This window comes from Gemmatimonadota bacterium (assembly GCA_009841265.1).
Lineage (GTDB): Bacteria > JAAXHH01 > JAAXHH01 > JAAXHH01 > JAAXHH01 > JAAXHH01.
On sequence record VXMB01000014.1, the window covers coordinates 737357 to 763332 of the forward strand.

Annotated in this window: 21 protein-coding genes; 6 read left to right on the top strand and 15 right to left on the bottom strand. The window is 64.4% G+C overall.

What is annotated here, in order from left to right; translation table 11 throughout:
- Positions 1 to 18 precede the first annotated feature (18 nt).
- Positions 19 to 669 carry a tetratricopeptide repeat protein gene (locus F4X08_15865; protein ID MYD27275.1) on the top strand — a complete coding sequence of 217 codons (651 nt, stop codon included), beginning with the start codon at positions 19 to 21 and terminating at the stop codon, positions 667 to 669.
- Here F4X08_15865 and F4X08_15870 read toward each other — a convergent pair.
- The 11 genes from F4X08_15870 to F4X08_15920 form a co-directional block, all read right to left on the bottom strand.
- Positions 656 to 1468, bottom strand: a complete 813-nt coding sequence (locus tag F4X08_15870) for a sugar phosphate isomerase/epimerase (GenBank protein ID MYD27276.1) — start codon at positions 1466 to 1468, stop codon at positions 656 to 658. The two genes, F4X08_15865 and F4X08_15870, sit on opposite strands and share 14 nt — an antisense overlap.
- Positions 1465 to 2193, bottom strand: coding sequence for a phytanoyl-CoA dioxygenase family protein (locus F4X08_15875; GenBank protein ID MYD27277.1), 729 nt, complete (start codon positions 2191 to 2193; stop codon positions 1465 to 1467). Before F4X08_15875 ends, F4X08_15870 begins: the two co-directional genes overlap by 4 nt.
- A 3-nt stretch (positions 2194 to 2196) precedes the next feature.
- The gene (locus F4X08_15880) at positions 2197 to 3912 is read right to left on the bottom strand and encodes a dihydroxy-acid dehydratase (protein ID MYD27278.1); all 1716 of its coding nucleotides are present in this window, start codon (positions 3910 to 3912) and stop codon (positions 2197 to 2199) included.
- Positions 3837 to 4055 carry a hypothetical protein gene (locus F4X08_15885; GenBank protein ID MYD27279.1) on the bottom strand — a complete coding sequence of 73 codons (219 nt, stop codon included), beginning with the start codon at positions 4053 to 4055 and terminating at the stop codon, positions 3837 to 3839. Before F4X08_15885 ends, F4X08_15880 begins: the two co-directional genes overlap by 76 nt.
- Positions 3949 to 4692: a DUF2953 domain-containing protein gene (locus tag F4X08_15890; protein MYD27280.1), complete on the bottom strand. Its 744-nt coding sequence runs from the start codon at positions 4690 to 4692 to the stop codon at positions 3949 to 3951. Before F4X08_15890 ends, F4X08_15885 begins: the two co-directional genes overlap by 107 nt.
- Positions 4689 to 5051, bottom strand: a complete 363-nt coding sequence (locus F4X08_15895) for a hypothetical protein (protein ID MYD27281.1) — start codon at positions 5049 to 5051, stop codon at positions 4689 to 4691. Before F4X08_15895 ends, F4X08_15890 begins: the two co-directional genes overlap by 4 nt.
- Before the next feature lie 85 nt (positions 5052 to 5136).
- Positions 5137 to 5730: a peptide-methionine (S)-S-oxide reductase MsrA gene (gene msrA / locus F4X08_15900; GenBank protein ID MYD27282.1), complete on the bottom strand. Its 594-nt coding sequence runs from the start codon at positions 5728 to 5730 to the stop codon at positions 5137 to 5139.
- 113 nt (positions 5731 to 5843) lie between these two features.
- Positions 5844 to 9437 (bottom strand): AAA family ATPase, encoded by a 3594-nt coding sequence (locus F4X08_15905; GenBank protein MYD27283.1) that lies wholly within the window; start codon positions 9435 to 9437, stop codon positions 5844 to 5846.
- 167 nt (positions 9438 to 9604) lie between these two features.
- Entirely contained in the window at positions 9605 to 12886 is a 3282-nt protein-coding gene (locus F4X08_15910) for an efflux RND transporter permease subunit (protein MYD27284.1), read from the bottom strand.
- Positions 12883 to 14091 carry an efflux RND transporter periplasmic adaptor subunit gene (locus tag F4X08_15915; protein MYD27285.1) on the bottom strand — a complete coding sequence of 403 codons (1209 nt, stop codon included), beginning with the start codon at positions 14089 to 14091 and terminating at the stop codon, positions 12883 to 12885. The genes F4X08_15910 and F4X08_15915 overlap by 4 nt, the downstream gene beginning before the upstream one ends.
- A gap of 3 nt (positions 14092 to 14094) precedes the next feature.
- A complete protein-coding gene (locus F4X08_15920) occupies positions 14095 to 15639 on the bottom strand; it encodes a TolC family protein (protein MYD27286.1) in 1545 nt (514 codons plus the stop codon).
- 223 nt (positions 15640 to 15862) lie between these two features.
- Between F4X08_15920 and cysC the strand changes: the two genes are divergently transcribed.
- The 3 genes from cysC (at position 15863) to cysN (ending at position 19353) form a co-directional block, all read left to right on the top strand.
- A complete protein-coding gene (gene cysC, locus F4X08_15925) occupies positions 15863 to 16399 on the top strand; it encodes an adenylyl-sulfate kinase (GenBank protein ID MYD27287.1) in 537 nt (178 codons plus the stop codon).
- Positions 16400 to 16407: 8 nt separating this feature from the next.
- Positions 16408 to 17313: a sulfate adenylyltransferase subunit CysD gene (gene cysD, locus F4X08_15930; protein MYD27288.1), complete on the top strand. Its 906-nt coding sequence runs from the start codon at positions 16408 to 16410 to the stop codon at positions 17311 to 17313.
- Between the two features lie 117 nt (positions 17314 to 17430).
- Positions 17431 to 19353 (top strand): sulfate adenylyltransferase subunit CysN, encoded by a 1923-nt coding sequence (gene cysN, locus F4X08_15935; protein MYD27289.1) that lies wholly within the window; start codon positions 17431 to 17433, stop codon positions 19351 to 19353.
- Here the strand turns inward: cysN and F4X08_15940 are convergent.
- Genes F4X08_15940 through F4X08_15955 form a run of 4 tightly spaced genes read right to left on the bottom strand, consistent with a single transcriptional unit; the run spans position 19331 to position 23310 of the window.
- Positions 19331 to 20749 carry a ferrous iron transporter B gene (locus F4X08_15940; protein ID MYD27290.1) on the bottom strand — a complete coding sequence of 473 codons (1419 nt, stop codon included), beginning with the start codon at positions 20747 to 20749 and terminating at the stop codon, positions 19331 to 19333. The two genes, cysN and F4X08_15940, sit on opposite strands and share 23 nt — an antisense overlap.
- 4 nt (positions 20750 to 20753) lie before the next feature.
- Positions 20754 to 21608, bottom strand: coding sequence for an iron transporter FeoB (locus tag F4X08_15945; GenBank protein MYD27291.1), 855 nt, complete (start codon positions 21606 to 21608; stop codon positions 20754 to 20756).
- Entirely contained in the window at positions 21605 to 22621 is a 1017-nt protein-coding gene (locus tag F4X08_15950; GenBank protein ID MYD27292.1) for a hypothetical protein, read from the bottom strand. Before F4X08_15950 ends, F4X08_15945 begins: the two co-directional genes overlap by 4 nt.
- Positions 22618 to 23310, bottom strand: a complete 693-nt coding sequence (locus F4X08_15955) for a metal-dependent transcriptional regulator (GenBank protein ID MYD27293.1) — start codon at positions 23308 to 23310, stop codon at positions 22618 to 22620. The genes F4X08_15950 and F4X08_15955 overlap by 4 nt, the downstream gene beginning before the upstream one ends.
- A gap of 325 nt (positions 23311 to 23635) precedes the next feature.
- Here F4X08_15955 and F4X08_15960 point away from each other — a divergent pair, with 325 nt between their 5' ends.
- Positions 23636 to 24022, top strand: coding sequence for a hypothetical protein (locus tag F4X08_15960; protein ID MYD27294.1), 387 nt, complete (start codon positions 23636 to 23638; stop codon positions 24020 to 24022).
- Positions 24023 to 24092: 70 nt separating this feature from the next.
- The gene (polX, locus tag F4X08_15965; GenBank protein MYD27295.1) at positions 24093 to 25814 is read left to right on the top strand and encodes a DNA polymerase/3'-5' exonuclease PolX; all 1722 of its coding nucleotides are present in this window, start codon (positions 24093 to 24095) and stop codon (positions 25812 to 25814) included.
- The last annotated feature ends 162 nt before the right edge of the window (positions 25815 to 25976 follow it).

The window sequence follows — 25976 nt, forward strand, 5'->3', positions numbered from 1 at the left end:
CTTGTGAGGGAGTTACCCGTGCGAAGAACGGCGGTCGGCCTGGCCGGCCTGAGCGGCCTGAGCGGCCTGGCCGGCCTCGGACTGGTCATCGCCGCCCTGGTGTGCACCGGGTGCGGCGCGAAGACCATGCAGTATTCCGGTTCGCTTAATACGCCCGAGGCCGAATACGCGAAGGCGCTGAGCCTGCTGGAATCGGGCGCCCATGACGAGGCGGAAGCGGCATTGCGCAGGACGATGCGGCTCGATGACGGCTTCGCGCCGGCCTACGTGGGGATGAGCCGCCTTCTTCTTGAGCGGGGAGACGTCAAGGAGGCGATCCGGTACGTGCATATGGCCCGGATCAGGGACGTGGACTACGTGCCCTGCTGGCTGATGGCTGCCCGTCTCTATGACGCCGCCGGCCAGTACGAAGCGGCGGTGGCCGAATTCAGGGAGGCGATTACCAGGGACAAAGACCGTTTGTGGGCGGTGGAAAGCTATTTCGACCTGGGCCGGACCCTGGAGAAGCTGGACAGGCTGGAGGAGGCCCACGACGCCTACATGGAAGTGATCACCCTGGATCCCCTCCATCTCGAGGCCCGATCCTCGGTGACGCGCATTTGGAAGACTCTGGGCCCCGAATTCCTGATGCGCCTGCGCTACGAGAACCGGGACATCATCCTTCCTTGATGAGGTCCTGGATGAACCTGACGGACCTCGCCAGGGTCTCCCTTCTCTCCGGCTCGCTGTCCCCGGTAATACCGCATTCATAGGCCAGGTATCCGTCGAAACCGATGTCCCTGAGGGCGGACAGCCCCGCCTTCCAGTCGATGTCCCCGGAGCCCGGTTCCTGGCGGGTGTTATCGGCCATGTGCACGTGGCCCACGTAACGGCGTCCGATGCGTCTGAGCGTGGCCGGCGTGTCCGTCTCCTCGATGTGCATGTGGAAAAAGTCGCACAGCAGGCTGGCCGACGGCGGATCGCCGGCTCGCCGGATGATCTCGATGCCCCGCTCCTGTTGCCTCAGCAGGTGCTCCTCGTAACGGTTCAACGGTTCCAGCAACACCTTCGTCTGCTGCTCCGCGGCGAATGCGGCCAGGTCCCGAACGATCTCCGTCAGCAGTTGCATTTCCAGGGTGACGGCGTCGGCCAGCGGCGTGAGGTCCGGGAGGCGCGGCGGCCCGAATATGGGCGGAAGGATGAGACCGACGGCGCCGAAATGCCCGCAAACCTGCAGGTTCTCCTTCGCCTCGGCAATGCTGTGGTTTCGCTTGTCGACGTCCGGGTCCAGGAAGTCGAAGGTGCCCTGGCCGCAGAGCGAGACCAGCCGGATGGCGCGGTTCCGCAGCGCGGACTCCAGTTCGTCGATCCGCCGGGCCGGACCCCTTCCGGAGATCTCGAGGCCTTCGACGTTCAATGATTCGGCGAAATCCAGTTTCTCGTCGAGTGTGACGCCGGGGAGCAGACCTTCCTGCAGGGCGATTTTCATTTCGACTCCTTGGGTTGGATCGGACTGCGCCGGCCAGGCGCGTCCATGGGTTTCGAAGTGTTCCAGACCGTGGATGTATCGGGCACATCCGCGTTCCGGTAGGTGGGGATGAAGGACCAGCGCTCCCGGCCGGACCGGTTCGGATGGGAACTGTGCAGCAGCCCGTCGTGGAAGACCAGCACGTCCCCCTGTTTCATTTCCACGTCGATGATCGTTTCGCCCTCGAGCTCATCGTCCGAGACGCGGTTGGTGAACCCCCTGGCGTCCCGCACGGATGCATGGTCCCGCTTCCGGCGGTGGGAGCCGGGTATGACCCGCAGGCAGCCGTTTTCCGTGGTCGCGTCTTCGAGCGCGATCCATGCAGACCACTTGGTCGCGCCGCCCCAGTACGCCTGGTCCTGGTGCCAGGGTGAGGCGAAGTGGACCGATGGGGACTTGAACACGGGCTTCGCGCTGAGGAACTCGATGCGCGGCCCGATCAGCGGTTGCAGGATAGCGGCCATCCGGGGGTCGCAGGATACCGACGCGAACCGGGCCGGGATGTTGTCGCACATCCACACGTGAACGCCCGACGGCCCCGAGGTGTTTTCCACCAGTTCCTTCGCCGCGGTCTTGCAGGCCGCCATCTCTTCGGTCGTGAATACGGATTCGACGAGGAGGAAACCGTTCTCCGCGAAGGATGAAGGGGCCTCGTCCGGCACCTTGAGCACATCCGCCTCCCGCAAGCGCTAGTGTGAGTCCCTGGCCACCGGCGCGCCGCTTCCGCCGACCAGGAAATCGAAGTCCACGCCGCGGTCGGCCTGGAGCACGTGGTCCACGTACAACCGGCAGTATCCCCGGTCCATCGCGGGTTCCGGCGGCGACCAGCGGGCCCGCCTCCGGGCCAGCTCATCTTCGGGCACTTCGAGTTCGAGGCGGCGTTGCCCGACGTCCAGCGCGATCATGTCGCCGTCCTTAACGAGGGCCAGCGTGCCGCCCGCGGCGGCTTCCGGCGCCGTGTGGAGCACGACGGTGCCGAAGGCCGTGCCGCTCATGCGCGCGTCGGATATACGGACCATGTCCGTGACGCCCCGCTGCAGCAATTTCGACGGCAGGGGCATGTTCCCCACCTCGGCCATGCCCGGATATCCCTTCGGCCCGCAGTTCTTCAGCACCAGGACGTCATCGGCCTCCACGTCCAGGTCCGGATCGTCGATGCGGTCGTGGAGGTCTTCGATGTTTTCGAACACCATGGCGCGGCCGCGGTGCCGCATCAGTCCGGGCGACGCCGCCGAGGGCTTGATGATGGCGCCGTCGGGACACAGGTTGCCCCGGAGCACGGCGAGTCCCCCGGCCTTAGTCAACGGAGCATCCAGCGTCCGGATCACGTCCCGGTCGTGACAGGGCGCATCGGCCGTGTTCTCCCCGATGGTCCTGCCGTTCACGGTCAGGGCGTCGCGATGGATCAAGTCGCCCAGTTCGCGGATGACGGCCGGCAAGCCGCCGGCGTAGTAGAAATCTTCCATCAGGTATTTGCCCGAGGGCATCAGGTTCACGATGCACGGGACGTCGCAGCCCAGCTTGTCCCAGTCCTGCAGGGAGAGATCTACGCCGAGGCGGCCCGCGATGGCCAGCAGGTGCACGACCGAGTTGGTGGAACCCCCGACGGCTCCGACGACCCGGATGGCGTTCTCCAGGGCCTCGCGCGTGACGATGCGGGACATGCGCAGGTCCTCCCGGACCATCTCCACCACGCGCGCGCCCGCTTCGTGGGCCAGCTTCATCCGCCGGGCATCGGCCGCGGGGATGGCGGCGTTGCCGGGCATGCCCAGGCCCAGCGCTTCCACGACGCTGGCCATGGTGGAGGCCGTGCCCATGGTCATGCAGTGGCCCGTGGACCGGTTCATGCAGGATTCCGCTTCCAGGAACTCCTCCTCGCTCATCGTCCCGGCGCGCACCTCGTCGCTGAACTTGTAGACGTCCGTGCCGGACCCGATATTCCGTCCCCTGAACCGGCCGTTGAGCATGGGCCCGCCCGAGATGGCCAGGGTGGGCAGGTCGCAGCTCGCCGCGCCCATGAGCAGGGCCGGGGTGGTCTTGTCGCAACCGACGAGCAGGATTACTCCGTCGAGGGGATTGGCCCGGATGGTTTCTTCGACGTCCATGCTCACCAGGTTGCGGAAGAGCATGGTGGTGGGCCGCATGAGGGGCTCGCCCAGGGACATGACGGGAAACTCCACCGGGAACCCGCCCGCTTCGTAGACGCCCCGGCGTACCCGCTCCGCGATGGTCCGGAAATGGGCGTTGCACGGCGTCAGTTCCGACCAGGTGTTGCAGATGCCGATGACGGGCCGGCCGTCGAAGACGTGATCCGGAAGCCCCTGGTTCTTCATCCAGCTTCGATGGATGAACCCCACTTTGTCTCTGGGTCCGAACCAGCGGGCGCTGCGTAGAGACGATGACATGCATGCTCCTGACTTTGATCGTTGGATGGCCCGGCGTTACCTGGATCGCCTGGTCCGCCTGGTCCGCCTGGTCCGCCCGGTCCGCCTGGTCCGCCCGGTCCGCCAGGCCGCCGACCAGGCCGCGCGCAGCGTGGCGGGCGCAAGGACGAACCGGATGAAGGGAAGGAACAGGGTGACGGGGATGACTCGGATCTCGCCCCGGCCATCCAGCTCGAATACCGCCTCGTCGAAATCGGGTTCGACCCGCAGCCGCACGCGCTCGGCGCCGTGGAGAAATCCGGTAAGGGCGCAGAAAGTGCCCCAGAGGCGGCCCGTGTCACAGGGATTGTCCAGCCCGAAACGGCCCGCGACGTGCAGGGACACGAAACGCACGCACCTGGCCATATCACGCAGGAATATCAGCACGCCCCGGACGAATCCCCTCGTCTTCAGTACCCGGCGCAAGCGTTCCCACGGAGCACGTTTTCCATCGGCCTTTCCGTCGGTCGAGGTGCGCGCGGACGGGGCCTCCGGTCCGCCTGGTTCGTCCGCTCTACCTGATTCGGCCGATTCAGCCGCCGCGCGGGACCTCCGCCTGCGCTTACGCTTTCGACGGGCGCCGGTCGATAGGGAAGGGGTGACGCGGAGAAGGCCGAACAGCCACCCGAACGTGATCCTGCCCGAGAAGTCCTCCCGGCGAACGACCGAGAAGGTGATCGTCACGGGAACCGCCAGTAGCATCACCACCGAGAGCAGGAGGATGACCGGTATGAGCAGATAGGGTTCGAAGATCGGAATCAAGGTTCAGCTTTCTTTTCCGATCGGTGTTTCAACCACCGGTCCAGCACCGACTTCACGAGATCCGCCATCGAGTTCGTGGCCGAGGAGAATCCGGACTGGCCCGCCATGCGCTCCAGCCGGACTTCCCCGTCCCGGACGACCAGCACGGCCACAGGTTGTACGCCGCCGCCGCCGCCGCTGCCGCCCCGTTCCTCTTCCTTTCCCGACATTCCGCCGCCGCCGAAGCCGTAACCGAGCCGGACCAGGGGGACGACCGTCGTCTCCCCGACCTCCACGGGATCGCCGACGACGGACTGCGCCCTGGTCATCTCCCTCATTTCACTCAGTGTGGTCTTGACCAGATTCTCCAGATCAGCCATGCAAAGTCTCCATTTGGTTATCGGTGTGTTTGTCCCGTCACCGGGTGCGTTTGTCCCGTCACCGGGTGCGTTGCGGAAGATCCCGTCAGTCGCCCCACAGTTCCTCCAGGCGGCGGTCCCGGCCGCAGTTGTACCGGTAAAACTTGTACCGCAACGGGTTCTTGATGTAGTAATCCTGGTGGTATTCTTCGGCCCGGTAAAACGTCGACGCCGGGGTGACCTCGGTCACCACGCGGTCGAACCGGCCGGAATCGATGATCTTCTGCCTGGATGCTTCGGCCAGCGCTTTCTGTTCGGCGTCGTGATAGAAGATCCCGGCGCGGTACTGGTTGCCCTTGTCGCAGAACTGCCGGTCGTCCACCGTGGGATCGATGTTCACCCAGAAGACGTCCAGCAGTTCCTGGTAGGAGATCTTCGACGGGTCGTAACGGACCTCCATGGCTTCAGTGTGTCCCGTACGGCCGGTGGTTACCTGCCCGTAAGTGGGATTTGGCGTTGTTCCGCCGATATAACCCGCGATGGTCGAAATGACGCCATCCAGTTCGTCATAGGGCGGCTCCATGCACCAGAAACAGCCACCGGCAAAGGTCGCCAGCGCGATTTCGCTGGTCTGCTCGGTCTGCGTGGCCTCGCCGGATCGCGGCGCGGGTTCGCCGCCGGGCCGGGCCACGGTGTACATGGTAAAGGCGAACAGTGCCGCGATGAGCGCGATCGGCAGGACACGCTTCGCATAGAACATGGGGATCTCCTTTCACGATGAACGGGCCCGTCCGGATTGCACGGGGGACCGTTCTAGCCGAACAGGCTCAACTGGTTCGTCGGTTTGGATTTCGCCTTTTTCCGCCTGCCCGGATCCGATTTTCGCGGACCGTCCGGACGGTCGTACTGCTTCAACTGTTCTTCTATATCGGTCAGGAAGGGTGACGGCCGGGTGGTACGCACCTCCCCGAAGAGCATGCGCTTCCCGGACCGAACCAGGTAAAGCCGTTCTTTCGCACGGGTCATGGCCACGTAGAACAGGCGGCGCTCCTCGTCCGCGTCCGACACCTCGCCGCCGTGTTGCAGGGGCACCAAGCCGTCTTCGCACCCCACGACGAAGACGACCGGGAATTCGAGTCCCTTGGCCGCGTGCAGGGTCATGAGGTTCACATGCTCCGACGCTTCGCCGAAAGCGTCGTATTCCTGGCTGAGCAGCAGCTTGTCGAGCATGACCGGCAGTTCCGTTTCGATTCGGGCGTACCGGGCGAGCTCGCGCAGGCTGTCATCCGCCCTGGGATAACGCCACTTCAGCTTGTCCCAGATGGAAGAGCGCGCCAGGTTCTCCAATATGTGGGCCGCCGTCCGTTTTTCAAGGTCGGTATTGATCGTCTTCAGGTCACTCAACAGGGCTTCCACGCCGTTCCTGGATCGCTTCATGAGCAGGCGGGGATGATCCATCAGTTCTCTCACGTGGTCGATCGTGATCTGGTTGCGCTTTTTCCAGAGTTCCTCGATGAGTTCCACGGTCCGGTCCCCCAGCCCGTCGATCGTTGAAGACAGGCACCGCAGCGCCGAGCCTGTGGTGACGGTCCGTCCGTCGCCCAGCTGAAGCAGGGTAACGATCTCCTGCACGCCCGGCCGGTTGATGAGGGACGTATCCCCTGCTACGTGGTACGGTATTCCGCTGCGTTCAAAGGCTTCCACCAGGGCGGTATTCTGACTGTTCACCCGGTACAGTACGGCGATGTCGCCGAAGGATCGTTCCTCGCCCGGGTCCGGCCCGTGTTCCAGACGCCCCGAATCCTGGGAGAAATGGCTGGTGCCGCCCACCATGCGTTCGATCTGGTGCACGACGTATTCGGCTTCGGCCCGGTCCGACCGGGTCTCCCGGATGACCAGGCGTCCCTGGACGTAGAGCGCGGCAACCGGCGGCGGCGCCGTGGAAGCGCCGGAAGCGCGCATGACCTGGGACGAGGCGTCGAGCAAGGTAGCCGCGGATCGGTAGTTCTCGCCGAGGTACCGTACCGCCGCTCCGGGGAAATCTTCCTCGAAGGAGTGGAAGTAACGGGTGTCCGCTCCGCGAAAACCATAGATCGCCTGGTTGGGATCGCCGATGGCGGTCATCCGCGCGCCGCCTTCCACCAGGATCTTCAGCAGGTCGTGCTGGGCCGGGTTGATGTCCTGGTACTCGTCCACGAAAACATAGTGGAACCGCTCGTGCACATTTTGCCTGAACCGCTCGTCCGACCTCAGGAGCTTGGTGGTCTCCAGGATGACGTCGTCGAAATCAAGGAGCCCATGCCGACGCAGGAGCCGGGTGTACGCCGACACCGCTTCCGGTATTTCACCGCTTCGGCCCGACGCCTTCCATCGGGCGACCTCCTCCAGCCGCCTCCTCAGCTGCACGGCGTTGTCCAGCGGCCACTGCGCGCGGGCCAGCCGCTCCTGGTCATCGGGCGTCGCTACGCTCAGGCTGAAGGGAATGCTCGCATGGCGGGACCACTGGCGCATCAGGGCGAGGCAGATCCCGTGGAAAGTGCCGACCATGGCGGCCGTGCCGTCCTGCCCGTCGAGTTGTGCTCCCTGTTGAGCCTTCAGTATCCCTTCCTGCCCGTCGAGTACTGCGCCCTGTCGAGTCTTCATTACCCCGGCCTGCCCATTGAGCAGTGTGGCCAGTCGTGCCTTCAGCTCCCCGGCGGCCTTGTTGGTGAAGGTCACGGCCAGCATGCGGCCGGGCGTGGTTTCGTGACGCGCCAGGTACGCCATGCGGTGGGTCAGCGTGTGAGTCTTTCCGGTGCCGGGCCCCGCCACGATAAGCAGGTGTCCCTCGCGGTGCGTTACGGCCTTCAACTGATCTTCATTGAGCGGTCCGCTCATCGAGGTCGCGTCTTCCGGAGCTTCAGGCGCTTCCAGGTCCGCCACGTCGGGGGTCGTCTCTACCGGCATCGCGAACGCCGTCGTCTCCGGTACAGCCGGCACCGGAACCGCGACGTCGGCCTTCCCGTTGGTGATTGCCGGGGACGCCTCATCCACCTCCGGCGTTTCGTCCTCCCCCACTGCCGGCGTATCGTCCGGCACGGGATCCGCTCGAACCGGCTTCTTCTCCTTCACGGGAAGATCTTCCAGCAGGGCGATCTGCGTGTCGTCTCCGAGCCGGTCCTCCGGGTTGAACAACTTGATCACTCCGTAGTCTCCGTCATACCCCGGAAGGATATCCACCTCGCCGACGCGCATGCGGCGAATGCCCTCGGCGATCAGGGTGCCGCCTACCTGTGCGATGTCGTCTTCCGGTATGTCCAGGAGGATGTCGAGTTCGCTGCCCAGTCGCGAGACCATGGCCTGGTAAACCGTATCCACCGTCTTGGTACCGGGTCCCACCTGTTTCGCCTCGCCGATGATCTCGGGCAGGGGGATCACGCTGAAGAAATGGCGCGCGCGGGGGGGCTTCTTCCCCTCCTCACGGTCCGCAAGCGCTTCCACGCGGGCCATAACCCCCACGGTCACGGGCTTGCCGCAATCCGGACACAGGCCCTTCCCGTCGATCGTTTCCCTCGGGTGCATCCTTCTCTCGCACTTCCTGTGCCCGTCATAGTGGTACTTGCCCTCTTCTGGATAGAACTCCACCGTCCCGGTCAGTCCCTCGTCTTCAGGATCGGACAGGGCGCTGTAGATCGCGGGATAGTCGCAGGATGTATCGAACAGGGTGGTTTCCCGGCCCAGCTTTCCGGGCGAATGGGCGTCGGAGTTCGATACGAGCACGTAGGGGTCGAGCTGCTCCAGCCGCCAGTTCATGAGCGGATCGGACGACAGGCCGGTTTCGACGGCGAAGATGTGCTCGGTAAGGTCGCCGTAACAGTCAGATATCCGGTCGAATCCTCCCCTTGATCCCAGGGCCGAGAACCAGGGCGTCCAGACGTGGGCGGGGATGAGGCAGGCCATCGGGTCGGTCTCGAGGGTGATCTCCAGCAGGTCCCGGGAGTCCAGTCCCAGGATGGGACGTCCGTCCGATCGGATATTGCCGATGGCGCCGAGGTGGGCCTGCAGGGACTTGGCGGCCTCGAATCCGGGCGCCAGGATGATGTTATGCACCTTCCGCACGCGGCCGAGCCGTTTGTAGATGTTCGATATCTCGACCGTCAGCATGAAACGAACCGGCGCCCGGCAGGCGGCCGGCACCTGGCCGTCCATCGTCCTCTCGACCTCGGGCTTCAGCCGGAACAGGCCCTCCTCGGCCGGTTGCAGTTTCTCCTCCAACTCATCCATCCAGCCCGGGTGAACGAAATCCCCGGTGCCCACCACCCGGATGCCCTTCAGCTGGGCCCACTTGTACAGGTGCTCCAGGTTCAGGTTCTTGCTGGTCGCTCTCGAGTAGTGGGAGTGGAGATGCAGATCGGCGTGGAAGGGCAAGGCGTTCCCCTGTTCGTTGACCCGTCACGGATTCCATGCGCCGCAAGTGCCCGGTTCCGGGTCCTTCCGGCGTTGCCGCACCTGTTGGAAAGATGGGCAAATGCGCGGGTACGGGCAAGGAGTTTGTAGGGTCCGGGCGAGGTGGACCAGGCGATGAGGCCAGGCGGTCAGGAAGCCGGCGATTCGGCCGCTTCGCCCGGTTCCAGGACCTGTCCGCTCAGCCGGTTCCGGACACTGGACAGGAAGGCGAGCCCGTCTTCGAGGATGTAGTAGCAGATGGGCACCAGGATCAGCGTGATGGCGGTCGCGAATAGCACGCCGAATCCGAGGGATATGGCCATGGGGATGAGGAACTGCGCCTGGAGGCTTCGTTCCATCAGGATCGGAACCAGCCCGGCGAAGGTCGTGATCGAGGTCAGCAGCACGGGCCGGAACCGGGCGACCCCCGCGTTCCTGATGATCTCGTGCAGGTCCGCGTCGGGTCCCGCACGGTCGCGTCCGCGGTTGATGAAGTCCACCAGTACCAGGCTGTTGTTCACAACGACGCCGGACAGCGCGACGATACCGAAGAGGGAGAGCAGCGAAATCGCGAATCCCATGATCAGATGGCCCAGGACCGCCCCCACGATGCCGAAGGGGATGACGCTCATGATGATCATGGGCTGGACGTAGGACTTGAAGGGGATGGCCAGCAGTCCGTAGATCACGAGCAGGGCGACCAGGAATCCGAAGCTCAGGCTTTCGATGGACTCCTGCTGGTTGCGCTGTTGTCCCTCCAGGGTGTAGGTCAGGCCCGGGTACCTGGCCATCAGGGACGGCAGGTACGATGACGTGAGGTCGCTGAGAATGTCATTGGAACTGGCGACGGCGTCGTTCACGTCGGCGGTGACCGTGATGACGCGCTTCCGGTCCGTCCGCCGTATGCTGGAATAACCCCGTCCCATCTCCGCCTGCGCCGCGAGTGAGAAGGGCACTTCGATGCCGGTCGGCGTCCGAATGCGCATGTTTTCCATGTCGCCCAGGGACCGCCTTTCCGATTCGGGATAACGCACCATCACGCGGACGTCGTCACGGCCCCGCTGGATCCGCTGGGCTTCTTCACCGAAGAAGGCTTGCCGGACCTGACGGGACAGCCCCGCCATGGTGATGCCGAGGGCCTCTCCTTCGGGCGTTACGTTCAGCCTGATCTCCTGTTTGCCCGGCCTGAAATCGTCCGCCACGTCCATGACGCCGTCATAATTCGCCACCGTGCCTTTCAACTCGGCGGTAGCCTGCAGCAGCGCTTCGGGATCGGGACTGGACAGTTCGATGTTGATCGCCTCGCCCGCATTGAACAGGGAGGAGGTGAACGAGAGTTCCACCACATCGGGAATCGGACCGATGAGATCCCGCCAGCGGTTAACGATTTCCTCGCCGCTGATGTTCCGGGTTTCCGACGGGGACAGGCCCAGTACGACCTCACCGATGTGGGAGGACCGGGCGGACCCGACTATGCCTCCCGCGTTCTGCTGCGCCCGGGCGGCGTTCGGCTGTTCGCCGATGGCCGCCATGATGTTCCGTATGACCTCGGTATCGCTCCCGGGGTCGTCACGGGCGATTTCGTCGCCGACCTGTCTCTGCAGCAGTACGGCGCTTTCCTCGATCAGCCCGATATACCGGTCGGTGACCTCGGCGGGCGTACCCTCGGCCAGGGTAAGGTGCGCCGAGACGAATTCGTTCTCCACGGTCGGAAAAAACACGAAGCGGAGGATGCCGCCGGCCACGAGCCCGGTGGTGAGGATGATCGCGCCGACGCCAATGGACAGGGTGAGGTACCGCCAGGAGAGTGCCTTCTTCAACAGGGGAACGTAGACGCCGTCCACGAATCGCCGGAGATGCCGGGCAACGTTGTCCTGCAGTTCGTACAGCCACTTGTCGGCGTAGAAGAGCACGAGGTAGAAAGGCCTGACCAGCAGGAACGTACGGGGCAGCGGATTTTCCTTCTTCTTCGGCTGTCCGTGGCGCAGGTGGGTGGGCAGAATGAGCAGGGACTCGATCAGGGAGAAGAGCAGCATGAGGATGATCACGATGGGGAAGATCTCGAAGAATTTCCCCATGAGCCCCTCCACGAAGAACATGGGCATAAAGGCGACGATGGTCGTCAGGACCGCGAAGGTAATGGGCTTGGCGATCCCCTGGACGCCCATCCGCGCGGCCGTCGCGGGCTCCACCCCCCTTTCCTGGTGCGCGTAGATGTTCTCCCCGGCGATGATGGCGTCGTCCACCACGATGCCGAGCACCATGATGAAGGCGAAAAGCGAGAGCATGTTGATGGAAGCGCCCACCAGCGGCATCATCCAGAAAGTGCCGAGAAAGCAGATGACGATACCCAGGGCGACCCAGAACGCCAGCCGGATGCGCAGGAACAGGGCCAGGCAGAGGAATACAAGCAGGAAACCCAGTTGGCCGTTTCTGATCATCAGGTCGAGCCGGCTTTCGAGGAGCCGGGACTGGTCCTGCCAGGTGATCAGCTCGACGCCGTCCGGCAGCTCTGCCTGCCTGGCGGCCACGTACCGGTGCACGGCGCCGGAGACGTCGAGGATGTTCTCGTTGCCCACGCGGAAGACCTTCACCAGGGCGGCCGGTTTTCCGTCGAACCGGGAGAAGACGTCCGTTTCCGCGAATCCGTCGACGACCCGGGCCACGTGGCTGAGGAGAAGCCGCGTGCCGTCGGAGCGGGACCGCAGCACGATCCGGTCGAATTCGGCTCCGACCAGGGCCTGTCCCTTCGATCGGAGCAGGATCTCGCCGCCGGGGGTCTTCACCGAGCCGCCGGGCAGGTCGAGCGAGGAATTCCGCACGGCGCCGACGACCTCGGAGAACGTCAGCCCGTAGCGGCGGAGCGCGGCTTCGGAAACCTCGATGGATATCTCGTACGGACGGACGCTCGCCAGGTTTACATGGCTGATCTCCGGCTGGGACAGCAGGTCTTCCCGGATCTCTTCGGCCAGGCGCTTCATGGACGGCTCGTCCAGCCGCCCGGCCACGGCGACGTCGATGACCTGGCGCCGGAAGATGATCTCCTGGATCACCGGTTTCTCCGTTTCCTCCGGGAAGGTGTCGATGGCGTCCACGCGGGACTTCAGGTCATGGAGCAGCGTGCGGGCGTCGGCGTCGGGGTCCACCTCGACCTGGATCCTGCCGACCCCCTCTGAAGCGGTGGAACTGAGTTTCTTGATGCCGTCCAGGTCCTGAATGGCTTCTTCCACCCGGACGCATACCGCTTCTTCCACTTCGGCCGGCGCCGCGCCCAGGTAGGGGACTGTGATGATGACAATGTCGGTCTCGAACTCGGGAAAGATCTCGACCTTTAACCGGGATATCATCAGCAGTCCGCCCACGATGATCGTCATCATGAGCAGGTTGGCCGCCACGTTGTTCCGTGCGAACCAGGCCAGTACGTAGTTCATCTGCCCGTGCCTTCCTCTTCCTGTACGACGGTTCCGGACGAACTCGATTCGAGTACGCGCACTTCCATGCCGTCCACCTGGGTTTCGAGGGCGGACAGGCAGACGCGTTCGCCGGCCTCGATTCCGCTATGGACGTATACCTGGTCCGACGCTATCCGGAGGATCTCGACACGCCGGAACCGAAGCCGGTTTTCGTCATCGATGATGGCGATCCGGTTTTCGCCATGCATGGCCGTCCGGGGCAATACCGCCACATCGGGATAGCGCTTGCCCAGGATCTCGGCCTCGATGAACATGCCGATGCCCAGGGGTGGCCGGTCGGGATTCGCGCCCCGGCCGTAAGGATTCTGGACCCTGGCTACCGCGTAGACCATCCGGCTCATGGGGTCGATCTCACCCTCCATGCGGACCACCGTGCCGTCCCACCGGTGCCGGCGGCCGGCGAATTCGGCGCTGATCACGACCGGGGGCCCCGCGACGCGGGCCGTCTCGCCGCGGAACTGCATGGGCGTATCGAAGAATGCCAGTTCTTCATCGGGTATGGGCAGTCGTATCTCGGCGTAGTTGATGGCGTAGATGGTCGCCAACGCCTCGCCCCGCCGGAGGAACTGGCCCACGTCCACGTTTTTCTTCCTCACCCTGCCGGCGTACGGCGCGCGGATCTCCGTTCGTTCCAGGTTGAGCTTCGCCTGCTGAAGCGCCGCGACGGACGCTTCCAGGTTGGCCCGGGCCTGGGCCAGTTGAGGTTCTCTCAGGACAAGCGGCATGGGTGCGCCCGATCCCAGCCGGCGCCATTCGTCCTCGGCGAGGCGGGCTTCCTCCTGCTCGATCTGCAGCGCGGTGGCGAACCGGGCCGTATCCGCGGCGGCACGCGTGACCGCCAGTTCCGCGTCGCGCGGGTCGAGGCGCACCAGCAACTCGTCTCTTTCGAAGAACCCGCCGGGAACGAAGGAAGGAGATACGAAGACGATCTGACCGTCCGTCTCGGCCGAAAGCGCGCTCTCGGTCCTGGGCATCACCGCACCCTGGGACCGTACCGTGAGCCGGACCGTGTCCAGCGTCGCGACGGCCGTGCGAACCAGCGGAGGCGGGACGTCCGGCATCCTGCTTTCCACCACGGGCCGGCTGCGGACCAGGAAGACCATGATCAGCACCGATCCCGCGACAATGGCCAGCGGAAGGGATATTCTAAGCCACTTGTTCATCCTCTACTCCTGTAAATCACCTATTTCTTTTATATCGGCGGTCTCCGTTGCCATTCGTTCGAATCCGCCGCCCAGCGCCAGGTAGAGGTCTACCCGGGCGTCCAGCCGTTGACGCCGCACGGCCAGGTACTGTCCCTCGGAATCGAAGGCCCGCCGCTGGGCGTCCAGCATGGTGATCACGTCGCTCAGTCCGCCGTGGTAACGCGATTCCGCCAGTTCACGGGCGGCCGCCGCCTGCGTCGTCGCTTCCAGGAGCGCGGCTTCGCGCCGCCGGAGAAGCCCGTCCGCCGCCAGGGCGGTTTCCACCTCCCCGTAGGCGCGCAGGGCCCGATCCGCGAAGTTCGCCAGGACCTGGTCCCTGTTGGCCTCGGCCAGGTCCACCCCCGCACTGAGCCGCCCGCCCTGGAACAGGGGCTGCAGCAGGCTGGACACGAGGCTCCAGACGATGAAATCGCCATCGAGGAGGTCGGTCAGCGCGGCGGTGGACGTCCCGCCCGAACCGGTCAAGCGGATGGCCGGGTACCGCGCCTTCTTCGCTACGCCGATACGGGCGCCGGCCGCGGCGAGCTGCCGCTCGGCCAGCATCAGGTCCGGCCGGCGCGCGATGAGATCGGCGGGCAGTCCGGCCGGCACGGTCGAGGGTACGGGGGGTAGCTCTGAAGCGATGGCGAGTTCGGCCGAAGGATACCTGCCGAGCAGGATCTCGAGCTGCCGGACGACGCCGTCGAAGGCCTGCATACGCTGGAGGACGACGGCCTCGGCAGCGGCCACGTTGGCGAGCGAAAGGCGAAGGTCGAGGGCGGGTCTGAGTCCGCGCGCGTACCGGTTCTCGATCCGCTCGTTCACCACGCTGAAATTGTCTCTTGTCGCCCGGGCCAGATCGAGTTGGCGGCGGGCTTCAATGGCGGCGAACCACGCCTTGGCGGTCTGGCCGGCCACGGAAGACCGGACGCCATAGAGGTCTGCCTGCGAACCCTGCAGATCCGCCAGCGCGGCCGCCTTGTCATCGCTCAGCCGGCCCCACAGATCGATCTCCCAGTTTATATTCGTCGACACGCCGTAGTTCGTCGACGTCGTCTTCAGCACACCGCCGTTCCCGCCGGGAATCGGGAATCCGATGAAGTTCCGGCGTGTCCTGGTACGGTTGAAATCCAGGCTGACCTGGGGCAGCAGGGGGGCGCCCACGATGCGTGCCTGGGCCCGCGCGGCCTGCATGCGGCCGGTGACCGACTTGAGTTCGAAGTTGCGGGTGAGGGCTTCGTCGATGATCCCGTCCAGCCGGGCGTCGCTGAAATCCGACCACCAGCGCTCATCGATCGTGCCGCCTTCCGACGGCGCGGCGGTCCACTGAAGGGGAACCGGGGTATCAAGGGACGGACGCTGCGGCTTCGGCGCCGAAGCGCAACTCGATACCAGCGCCGCGGACACGAATACGAACACGAGCATGGCCATGGCTGATCGCAAGAAAACCTCCTGGCGGGCGGTGGCGGCGATCCTTGTTATGCGCCTAACCGTACGGACGTCGAACACAGAAGAAACTCGGAACATCCGGTATTTCCGTCAAGGCATTTCATGGTTGGACAGCCCGCGAAATAAACCCTTGCGGCCCATTTCATATATCTGTTGCAATTCGTTCGCGGCATCGTTATATGGTATGCGCCGTAAACGGAATGCGCCGGGTTGACCGGCGGCCCGACGGCCAGGTTGATCGTCGGCCCAGATTGATCGACGGCCCGCCGGCCTGGCGGACCGGCAATGCAGGAGATGAGGCATGGGGGAAAGGCCGCGCGAAGCGAAGAAACCCTTTGTCCTGTGGTTCACCGGGCTGTCCGGATCGGGAAAGAGCACGATCGCGGACCGGGTCCACCGAAGTCTGCAGGAGAGCGGGATCAAGGCGGAAAGGCTGGATGGAGATGAAATCCGGGCCGTTTTCCCCGACACGGGGTTTGACAGACCCGGACGCATGGCCCACATAGCCCGCGTGGGTTTCCTGGCGTCGGTTCTCGAGCGAAACGGCATCTGTACAATCGTGTCGCTCATTTCGCCTTACCGGGAGGCCCGGGAGGAAGTACGGCAACGCTGCGGGCGGTTCATTGAAGTGCACCTGTCCACGCCCCTGGCTGTGTGCGAGGCCCGGGACGTAAAGGGACTGTACGCCAGGTCGAGGCGGGGAGAGATCAGCGGGTTTACCGGACTGGACGATCCCTACGAAGCACCGGAAACGCCGGAATTGCGTATCGACACCTCGCGGCTGACGGCCGCGGAATCCGAGAAGATGGTCATGGAACACATCGCCCCCTTTCTGTAGAATCACCAATGCCACGATATTCCATCTCACACCTGATGCAGCTTGAAGCCGAGAGCATCCACGTCATGCGCGAGGTCGCCGCGGAATTCGAGCGGCCCGTCATGCTGTATTCGGTCGGCAAGGACTCCTCGGTCATGCTGCACCTCGCGCGCAAGGCCTTCTATCCGCAGAAACTGCCCTTCCCGCTCATGCACGTCGACACCGGGTACAAGTTCGAGGAGATGTACGACTTCCGGAGGCGCATGGCCGAGGAATACGAGGCGGACCTGATCGTCCACCGCAACGAGGAAGCCATCGCCGCAGGCGCCAATCCCTACGACCTGGGCACGCAGCGCTGCTGCGGCCTGCTTAAGACGCAGGCCCTGCTCGACGGGCTCAGGGAAGGGCGCTTCGACGCCGCGCTGGGCGGCGCCAGGCGCGAGGAGGAGAAATCGCGGGCCAAGGAACGGTTCTTCTCATTCCGGGACCGGTTCGGCCAGTGGGATCCGAAGAACCAGCGGCCCGAACTGTGGAACCTGTACAACTGCCGCGTCGGCCAGGAGGAATCCATCCGGGTCTTCCCCCTCTCCAACTGGACCGAACTGGACATCTGGATGTACATCCACCGGGAGAGCATCCCGGTCGTACCCCTTTATTTCGCCCGGGAGCGCGAGGTCGTGGTCCGGGGGGAGCAACTGATCCCCCTGGAAGGACAGGCCCGCCTGCTGCCCGGCGAGACCCCCCGCTCCATGGTCTGCCGGTTCCGCACGCTGGGCTGCTCGCCCTGCACCGGCGCCGTCAAGTCCTCGGCGACTTCCGTCGAAGAGATCATCGAGGAAATGATGGTCGAGCGCATCTCGGAACGTTCCACCCGCATCATCGATCACGACCAGGAAGGGTCGATGGAGTTGAAGAAACGGGAGGGCTATTTCTAGAGCCGGTTCAGCCACCGAAGCGGTGGTCCGGCCACTGAAGCGGTGGTCCGGCCACTGAAGCGGCGGTCCGGCCACTGAAGCGGCGGTCCGGCCTCACGACCGGCAGCGCAACCTGAAATGACCGACATCCGGACGTTTTTAACCCAGAACGAAGAAAAGGAACTGCTGCGCTTCAGTACGGCGGGCAGCGTGGACGACGGCAAGTCCACGCTGATCGGCAGGCTCCTGGCCGACTCGAAGAACATCTACGAGGACCACCTCGCCTCCCTCAGGCAGATGTCCCGCAAGGACGAAGCGCCCGATCTGGCCCTGTTGCTGGACGGCCTCAAGGCCGAGCGGGAGCAGGGCATCACCATCGACGTGGCCTACCGCTATTTCTCGACGCCGAAGCGGAAGTTCATCATCGCCGACACCCCCGGCCACGAACAATACACCCGGAACATGGCGACCGGCGCGTCCGGCGCCAACCTGGCGATCGTGCTCGTCGACGCGCGCAACGGCGTGCTGACGCAGACCCGCCGCCACGCCTTCATCACTTCGCTGCTCGGCATCCAGCACCTCGTCGTCGCCGTGAACAAGATGGACATGGTGGATTTCAGCGAAGCGGTTTTCGACGACATCCGCCGTGTCTTCCTGGACTACGCCGCCAAGCTGAACGTGAGCGACATCCGGCTCGTTCCGGTGAGCGCCCTCCTCGGCGACAACGTGGTGGAGAAGAGCGGCAGCATGCCGTGGTATCATGGGCAAACCGTGCTGGATATCCTGGAGGACGTGCAGTTCCTTACCGACCGCAACCTGGTGGACCTGCGCTTCCCCGTGCAGTACGTCATCCGCCCCCACCAGAACGCGCGGTACTACGCGGGTTCGGTGCTGTCCGGCGTGGTCCGGCCCGGGGATGAAGTGCTGGTCCTGCCCGGGCAGAACCGGACGCGGGTGAAGTCCGTGTCCAGTTTCGACGGCGACCTCGATGAGGCCTATCCGCCCATGTCCGTTTCGCTGCAGCTGGAGGACGAGGTGGACGTGAGCCGGGGCGACATGATCGTCCATCCTAAGAACCTGCCCCACGTGGACCGGCGGTTCGAAGCCATGATGGTCTGGATGGGCGAGGCGCCCATGGACCCGTCGCGTCACTACCTGATCAAGCAGACCACGCAGACCGCCCGCGTGAGCATCGATCACGTCGACTACCGCATCGACGTCGATACCCTGCACAAAGTCGACGTTTCCCGTCTTGCGCTGAACGATATCGGACGCGTGGCCCTGACCTCGAACCGACCCCTCTTCCACGACGCGTACCAGAACAACCGGCTGACCGGGAGTTTCATCCTGGTGGACTACCTGACCAACCATACCGTGGCCGCGGGCATGATCATAGACCGGTTGCCGGAAGACCGCGTGCCCATGGACGTGGACGCCGGTTCCGAACCCCGCGCCTCCACGTCGAAGCGATCCAGCCTGGTGGACCCGGATCGGCGTGTCGCGCGTTTTGGACAGAAGCCCTGCACGATCTGGATTACGGGACTGGTGGGATCGGGCAAGTCGGCCGTCACCTTCGGACTCGAGGCGGCGCTGTACGAGGAGGGATACTCGGTGGTGGTGCTGGACAGTTCGGTCGTCCGCAGCGGGCTCAGCCGGGACCTGGGCTTCTCGGCGGCGGACCAGGCCGAGAACCTGCGGCGCGTGGCCGAATGCGCACGGGTGCTCAACGACGCGGGCCTCATTGTCGTCGCCTCCTTCATCTCGCCGAGTGAAGAAGGTCGCCGCCAGGTGGCCGAGCGGATCGGATCCGACCGGTACGTGGAAGTCTTTGTCGACGCATCGCTGGACTGGTGCCGGAAGCACGATACCACGGGCTGTTACGTCAAATCGGACAGGGGTCTGCTGCGCAATCTCGCCGGCGTGGACTACCCCTACGAAAGGCCGCTTGATCCGGAGGTGAAGGTCGCGTCCGAGACCGATCCGGTAGACCGTTCCGTTTCACGCATCGTAGCGGTGTTGAAGGAGAAAGGCTACCTGCTCACCATCCCGCCAGCCCCATGATCCAGTAGGCGGTCTGGGCGACGATGAAAAGCAGGAGGAAGGCGATGGCCAGGGGCATGAGGCCGCTCACCACGGTCCACTTCACGCTCCTGGTTTCCCGGTAGACCGTCCACATGGTCGTCGAACAGGGGTTGTGCAGCAGGGAGAAGAGCATCAGGCAGACGGCGGTGAGGAGCGTCCACCCCTGCTGGTTCACCAGGAGATGCTGCAGTTCGGCCATCGTGTCCAGTTCGATCATCATGCCCGCGCCGGTATAGGCCATGATGATGGTCGGGACCACGATCTCGTTGGCGGGTATGGCGATGATGTAGGCCAGCAGGATCACGCCGTCGAGACCGATGGCCCGGCCCACGGGTTCCAGCCACTGCGAGACCCAGACCGTCAGGCTCTGTCCCCCGGCGTGGATGTTGCTCAGCAGCCAGATCACGCCGCCCGCCGGCACGGCCATGACCACAGCCCGCCACAATACGAAGATCGTCCGGTCGATCAGCGAGGTGTAGAGCACGCGCAGGATGCTGGGACGCCGGTAGGGCGGGAGTTCCAGCGTGAAGCTGCTGGCTTCGCCCCGGAGGAAGGACCGGGACAGCACGGCCGACACCAGCAGGGTCGTCGCTGCACCGATCAGGACGATGAGGACCAGTGAGCCCGCCGCGGCCATGGCCGCGAAGGCCGGCGGGAAGGCCGCCGCCACGAAGAGGGTGGCCAGTATGATCAGCGTGGGCCACCGCCCGTTGCAGGGCATGAAGTTGTTGGTCAGGATGGCGATCAGCCGCTCCCGGGGGGAATCGATGACGCGGCAGGCCACGACCCCGGCCGCGTTGCAGCCCAGCCCCATGCTCATGGTGAGCGCCTGCTTGCCGTGGGCGCCCGCTTTCTTGAACAGGGCGTCGACGTTGAAGGCCACGCGGGGGAGGTATCCCAGGTCTTCCAGTATGGTGAATATGGGAAAGAAGATCGCCATGGGCGGCAGCATGACGGCGATCACCCAGGCCAGTCCCCGGTACACGCCGTGCCAGATGAATCCGGTGACCCACCAGGGCATGCCCAGCCACTCGAAGAGCTCGACGCCGCGCGCACCCAGCCAGAACAGTCCTTCCGCCAGCAGGGAGGAGGGCACGTTGGCGCCCGATATGGTGATCCAGAAGACGACGCCCAGGAGCAGGGCCATGAACGGCAGGCCCCAGATCCTCGAGGTCACGATGCGGTCCAGCTTCTGGTCCCAGGGATAGGAGGCCGTTTCGTCGGTGCGGACCACCTTCCGGGTGATCGCCTCGGCATCCTGGTAGATGGCCTCGACGATTTCATCCCGGTACGATCCGTCCAGGCCTCGTTGCATCTCCTCGACCCGTCCGAGAATGTCCTCGCCGGCCGTGGTTTTTGTCGAAGTCTCGCTCATGATTTCATTTCCCGTCCATTGCACCGGCCTGGATGCCCATCCGGCTGAATTCGCCCGTTTCCAGGGCCCGACGCACCCGGTAGTCGCCGTCGAGCAGCCTGAATGCGATCCAGCGGGGGTTCGGCAGGTCCGGATAGGATGCTTGAAGCATGCCCGTGATTGAATCCACCGTCCGGTCGAGTTCGTCGTTGCCCGTTATGCGCCGCGGCGCGTTCTTTATCTCGCCCTGGATCACGTCGGCGACCGTGCGCATCAACAGGCCCAGTCCCTCTTTCTTCCGGGCCGACACGGGCACGACCGGCACGCCCAGTTCCCGGGAGAGCGAACGGTGATCCACCGAGATCCCCTTGCGCGCGGCCTCGTCCATCAGGTTCAGGCAGACCACCGCTCTTTCCGTGATCTCCAGCACCTGGAGCACGAGGTTGAGATTGCGCTCGAGCATGGTGGCGTCGACGACGATCAACGTGCAGTCGGGGCGTCCGAAGAGGATGAAGTCCCGGGCGATCTCCTCGTCGATGGACGCCGACAGCAGGGAATACGTGCCGGGCAGGTCGATCATCTTGTACCTGCTGCCGTTGAACTCGAAGCCGCCCTCGGCCCGGTTCACCGTCTTCCCGGGCCAGTTCCCCGTATGCTGCTTCAGACCGGTCAAGGCGTTGAAGACCGTACTCTTTCCCACGTTAGGGTTCCCCGCCAGGGCGATGACATAGTCCCACCGGTCCAGCGAAACGCCCATCTGCACCAGGTTCTCCTGCAGCGCGCACGACGCGCAGTCATGACCGGGCGGTGCAGCCGTTCCTTGCGTTCCGGGCGTTCCTTGCGGTGCAGCCGTTCCTTGCGGTGCGGCGTCGTTACTCATGCGTCGATCTCCTGTTCCTTCCGCGGTGCTTTTTCGATCCGGATCAGATCGGACTGTTCACGGCGCAGCGCGATCATCGTATTGCGAACCCGGTAGGCCGTGGGATCGCTGAAGGCGCTTTGCATGACCCGCTCGACGCGTGCGCCGGGCGTGAGGCCCAGGTCCTGGAACCGCCTTCGGGTGAGACCCTGGCAGGCCGGCGCCAGCCCGACGACCCGCCCTGCCTCGCCGCTTTCCAGCGTGGTGAGCGGTACGCCCGCCGGTTCGACGTCTTCGGTGGGCGCCTCCCGCACGGACACGTTCGCGGCCACGACCGGCGCCAGCACGTGTTCGGCGTCCGGCGTGCCGATGACCACCCGCACAGACGACATGTCCACGATCGTGATGACCATCCCGGGATGGAGGTCCTCGGCGATGATCTGGGCGTACACTTCGGGCGGTTCGTCCTCGATATGCACGATCAGCGCCGGAACGCCCGCCGGCCAGTCGACGAGCTTCTGGCTTTCGATTTCCTTCATGTCGCCGGAGGCGTTCGGGATCGGATCCCCCTGGGGATCGAATGCGGGATGGCCCATGTCGGCGTCCATCTTGTCGACCTGCGCCTCGGTCACCGTATGCTCCAGCCGGTGGGCGCGGGCATGGATCTCTTCCCGGGGCACCGAAGTTTCATCGGCGAGATACCGTTCGAACAGCCGGTGGGCACGGACGATCTGGAGCGCCCAACGATGGCCCGCCGCCGTGAGCCGCATGCCCTGGCCCGTCACGACCACGAGGTCGAGTTGCGCCATGCGGTTGACCAGGACCAGCGTGTGTTTCGTCGACGTGCCCAGGGTATTGGAAAGGGACTCCACGGACGCCGGGCGGCCGTCGTGCTGGAACTGGTGCAGATGGGCGAGGGCGTCCTCCACGGCCTGACGGGATTGCAGCCAGCGCCGGCGCCGGATGCGCCAGAACAGGCCGTATTGCGGCACGAAAATTACGCCGGCGACGATGAGCACGATGATACCGGTCATGGGTCTGCCAGCCCTTCGTCGCTTCCTTCGCCGGCCGCCAGGCTTTCGACCAGGACGGTACGCGCGACCTGGCGCCCGATGTGGTGTTCCTCTCCAGCAATGCGCAGGAGCATGGGGCCTTCGAAGGGCTCCTTATTCAGTACCTCCACGGTGTTTTCCGGCCGCAGGCCGAGTTTCGCCAGGTACCGGAGCAACTCCGGATCCGTGTCGGTCACGCGGCGGATGACCACGGTACGGCCGGCTTCCATGTCGGACAGCTTCTCGTGATTCGAGGTGGCGATGGCCCCGTCCTTTGTCGGAATGGGCGAGCCGTGGGGATCCGTTGTAGGATATCCCAGCATGGCGTCTATCTTGTCCTCGAACTCTTCGGAGATTACGTGTTCGAGGCGTTCCGCTTCCGCGTCCACCTGGTCCCACGTAAACCCGAGCGCTTCCGCCATGTACACTTCCAGCAGCCGGTGATGGCGAATGATCTCGAGGGCGATCTTCCTGCCCGCGTCGGTCAGCCTGATCGCCTGGTAGGGCCGGTGCTCGACCAGACCAGACTCCGACAGCCTCTTCATCATGTTGGTGACGGAGGCCGCCGATACGCCCATCCGGTCCGCAACGGCATTGGTAGACGCGGTTTCGGCGTTCTCCTGCAACTTGTAGATGGTTTTCAGGTAATCTTCGGTGGCAGGCGTGGGCATGGGAACATCCAGATACGGCAATGGCATGTTTGGATCGAAACAGTGTCATTTTTAGACAGGGATAAATATATAGTTTGATTATGTATGTGTCAACAATTAGATTGGAAAAAATCCACACTCATCTGGGAGGTCGCCGACAGCCTCGCCCGGACCGGCACCGGCAGACTCGCCCGGACGGGCCCCTGCAGGTCCACCCCTGGAACACGCGTGGAACACGAGCCGGATCGAAACAATCCCCTTGTTTGCGGCCGACTCCCGCCTGTATATTCGAACTGCCGAAACGTTGAAACCCCGTCAGCCAGCGTGATGCGAGCCTGGAGCCGTGATGCCTGACCATAACATTCTCGTCGTGGTAGACGACCTGTTTTTCTCCGTCAAGATCGGAGAGACCATCCGACAGCTTGGCGGCAAGCCGCGCTTCGCGGCGGAAGCGAGCGAAATCTCGGGTGACTCCGAGAGCGGTCCACCCGCCGCGATCATCGTGGATCTCGATCTTTCGCGTACCGACGCCGTGGGCCTGATCTCGCACTTGAAGGCCGGTGAAGCGACCAGGGACGTACCCATGATGGCCTACGGACGGCACACGCGGCCCGAAGCCTTCGTACTTGCCCGGGAGGCGGGCTGCGAACAGGCCGTGCCGAGATCGGAATTCGTGAAAAGGCTGCCGGAATTCGTCGAAGCCTGCCGAGAGAACGTCCGCACCGCGCGTTAAGCACGTTGAAAATGCGCCGGGACGTCAAGACGCGCCGGGACGTTAGGACGCGCCAGGACGGAATCCAGTCATGACCAACAAACAGATCGGCAAGGTACTCAGCCAGATCGGATCACTCCTGATCCTGCAGGGCGAGAACACCTTCAAGACCCGCGCCTATGCGAACGCCGCACGCCGCGTGGAGACCCTCTCTGAACCGGTAGCGGATATGGTGAACGAAGACCGGTTGGGCAAGGTCCCCGGCCTGGGCGCTTCCATGGTGCGCCACATCACCGAACTCGTCCGGGACGGGCAGTCGAGCTATCATCAGACCCTCGTTCAGGAGGTGCCGGCCGGGTTCCAGGAAATGCTCACTATTTCCGGCCTTGGAGCGCGGAAGATCCGGACGATTTACGATCATCTCGACATCGATACCGTGGGGGAACTGGAATACGCCTGCCGGGAGAACCGTCTCGTCAAGCTGGACGGATTCGGCGCCAAGACCCAGGAGCGCGTGCTCAAGGGGATCGACCTGATCAAGCGTTCGCGCGGGTTCCATCTCCTGGACCGGGCGATGAAGGAGGCGAAATCCCTGGCGGACGACCTGCTCCGCCACCCCGACGTCTGGCGCGCCGAGGTCGCCGGCGATGTAAGGCGCAGGATGGAAGTCATCCGCGAGGCAGACCTCGTCGTCGGCCATCCCGACGCGGAGGGGATCAAGCCCATCCTGCATCGTTTCGGAGAGGTGCGGGAGCAGGACGGCCGGGACTTGACCGTCATCGGTCCATCCGGTCTGCCCGTGCGGGTCCACTGCGTGCCGGACGAAACCTTCGCCGTCACGCTGTACCACTGGACGGGCAGCGAAGGCCATCGAACGAGGATCGCCCGGCACGCCGACGACCGGGGGATCACCATTACCGACCGGCACGTCATTCACGACCGCGCCGTGATCCCCTGTCCCGACGAATCCGTGATCTATGACCTGCTCGGTCTTCAGTTCGTACCCCCGGAACTGCGGGAAGGAGGAGACGAGGTCGCCATGGCCGCGGAAAACCGGCTGCCGGAACTGCCGTCGAAGGCGGATATCCTCGGCGTGATCCACAACCATACTTCCTACAGCGACGGGATGCACAGTCTCCGGGAGATGGCCGAGGGCGCTCGTGCGCGGGGGTACGGCTATATCGCGGTCTGCGACCACAGCCGGACCGCGGCCTATGCCCAGGGACTGAGCATCGAAAGGGTCATGGAGCAGCAGGAGGAAATCGACAAACTGAACGCCGGCTATGACGACTTCCGCATCCTCAAGGGCATCGAGTCCGACATCCTCCCCGACGGAAGCCTGGACTACCCGGACGAGGTCCTGGCCTCCTTCGACCTGGTCGTGGCTTCCGTCCACTCCATGTTCAACATGTCCGAAGCGGACATGACCGAACGCATGGTCAAGGCGATCCGGAATCCGCACACGACCATCCTGGGACACCCCACGGGCCGGCTGCTGCTGGCCCGGGACGGCTATCCCGTGGACGTGGCCCGCCTCATCGACGAAGCGGTGGCTCACGATGTCGCCGTAGAGGTCAATGCGAATCCCCACCGTCTCGACCTGGACTGGCGGCATCTCGATTACGGCATGAGCCGGGGCGCCCGGTTCAGCATCGGACCCGACGCCCATCACGTGGATGAACTGGACTACATAGAATTTGGACTCTCCATGGTCCGCAAGGGCGGCGTAACGCCCGATCGACTCCTGAACAGCCTGACGGCGGACGAACTGATCCGGCTGAAAACCGGGAGTCTCAGCACGGCGGCGAGTTGAGCCGTCCGCATGGACTGCCTGGCTCGCCTGGTCCGCCTGACCAGCTAATCCCCGCCTGGTCCGCCGGTCCACCAGTGCCTGCGCAGTCCGGCCTTTTCGGTCAATCCCCCGCCTGTCCCGGCCCGGCCCCCCGGGCCTCAGGCAGTTATACACATCTGACGC

Coding starts and splice junctions, on each gene's coding strand:
- F4X08_15940 (MYD27290.1), bottom strand. CDS start 20,749: ATGAGCGAGACTTCGACAAAAACCACGGCCGGCGAGGACATTCTCGGA.
- F4X08_15895 (MYD27281.1), bottom strand. CDS start 5,051: ATGGCTGATCTGGAGAATCTGGTCAAGACCACACTGAGTGAAATGAGG.
- F4X08_15915 (MYD27285.1), bottom strand. CDS start 14,091: ATGAACAAGTGGCTTAGAATATCCCTTCCGCTGGCCATTGTCGCGGGA.
- cysN (MYD27289.1), top strand. CDS start 17,431: ATGACCGACATCCGGACGTTTTTAACCCAGAACGAAGAAAAGGAACTG.
- cysD (MYD27288.1), top strand. CDS start 16,408: ATGCCACGATATTCCATCTCACACCTGATGCAGCTTGAAGCCGAGAGC.
- polX (MYD27295.1), top strand. CDS start 24,093: ATGACCAACAAACAGATCGGCAAGGTACTCAGCCAGATCGGATCACTC.
- F4X08_15880 (MYD27278.1), bottom strand. CDS start 3,912: ATGTCATCGTCTCTACGCAGCGCCCGCTGGTTCGGACCCAGAGACAAA.
- F4X08_15910 (MYD27284.1), bottom strand. CDS start 12,886: ATGAACTACGTACTGGCCTGGTTCGCACGGAACAACGTGGCGGCCAAC.
- F4X08_15920 (MYD27286.1), bottom strand. CDS start 15,639: ATGTTCCGAGTTTCTTCTGTGTTCGACGTCCGTACGGTTAGGCGCATA.
- F4X08_15950 (MYD27292.1), bottom strand. CDS start 22,621: ATGACCGGTATCATCGTGCTCATCGTCGCCGGCGTAATTTTCGTGCCG.
- F4X08_15960 (MYD27294.1), top strand. CDS start 23,636: ATGCCTGACCATAACATTCTCGTCGTGGTAGACGACCTGTTTTTCTCC.
- F4X08_15945 (MYD27291.1), bottom strand. CDS start 21,608: ATGAGTAACGACGCCGCACCGCAAGGAACGGCTGCACCGCAAGGAACG.
- msrA (MYD27282.1), bottom strand. CDS start 5,730: ATGTACACCGTGGCCCGGCCCGGCGGCGAACCCGCGCCGCGATCCGGC.
- cysC (MYD27287.1), top strand. CDS start 15,863: ATGGGGGAAAGGCCGCGCGAAGCGAAGAAACCCTTTGTCCTGTGGTTC.
- F4X08_15955 (MYD27293.1), bottom strand. CDS start 23,310: ATGCCCACGCCTGCCACCGAAGATTACCTGAAAACCATCTACAAGTTG.
- F4X08_15870 (MYD27276.1), bottom strand. CDS start 1,468: ATGAAAATCGCCCTGCAGGAAGGTCTGCTCCCCGGCGTCACACTCGAC.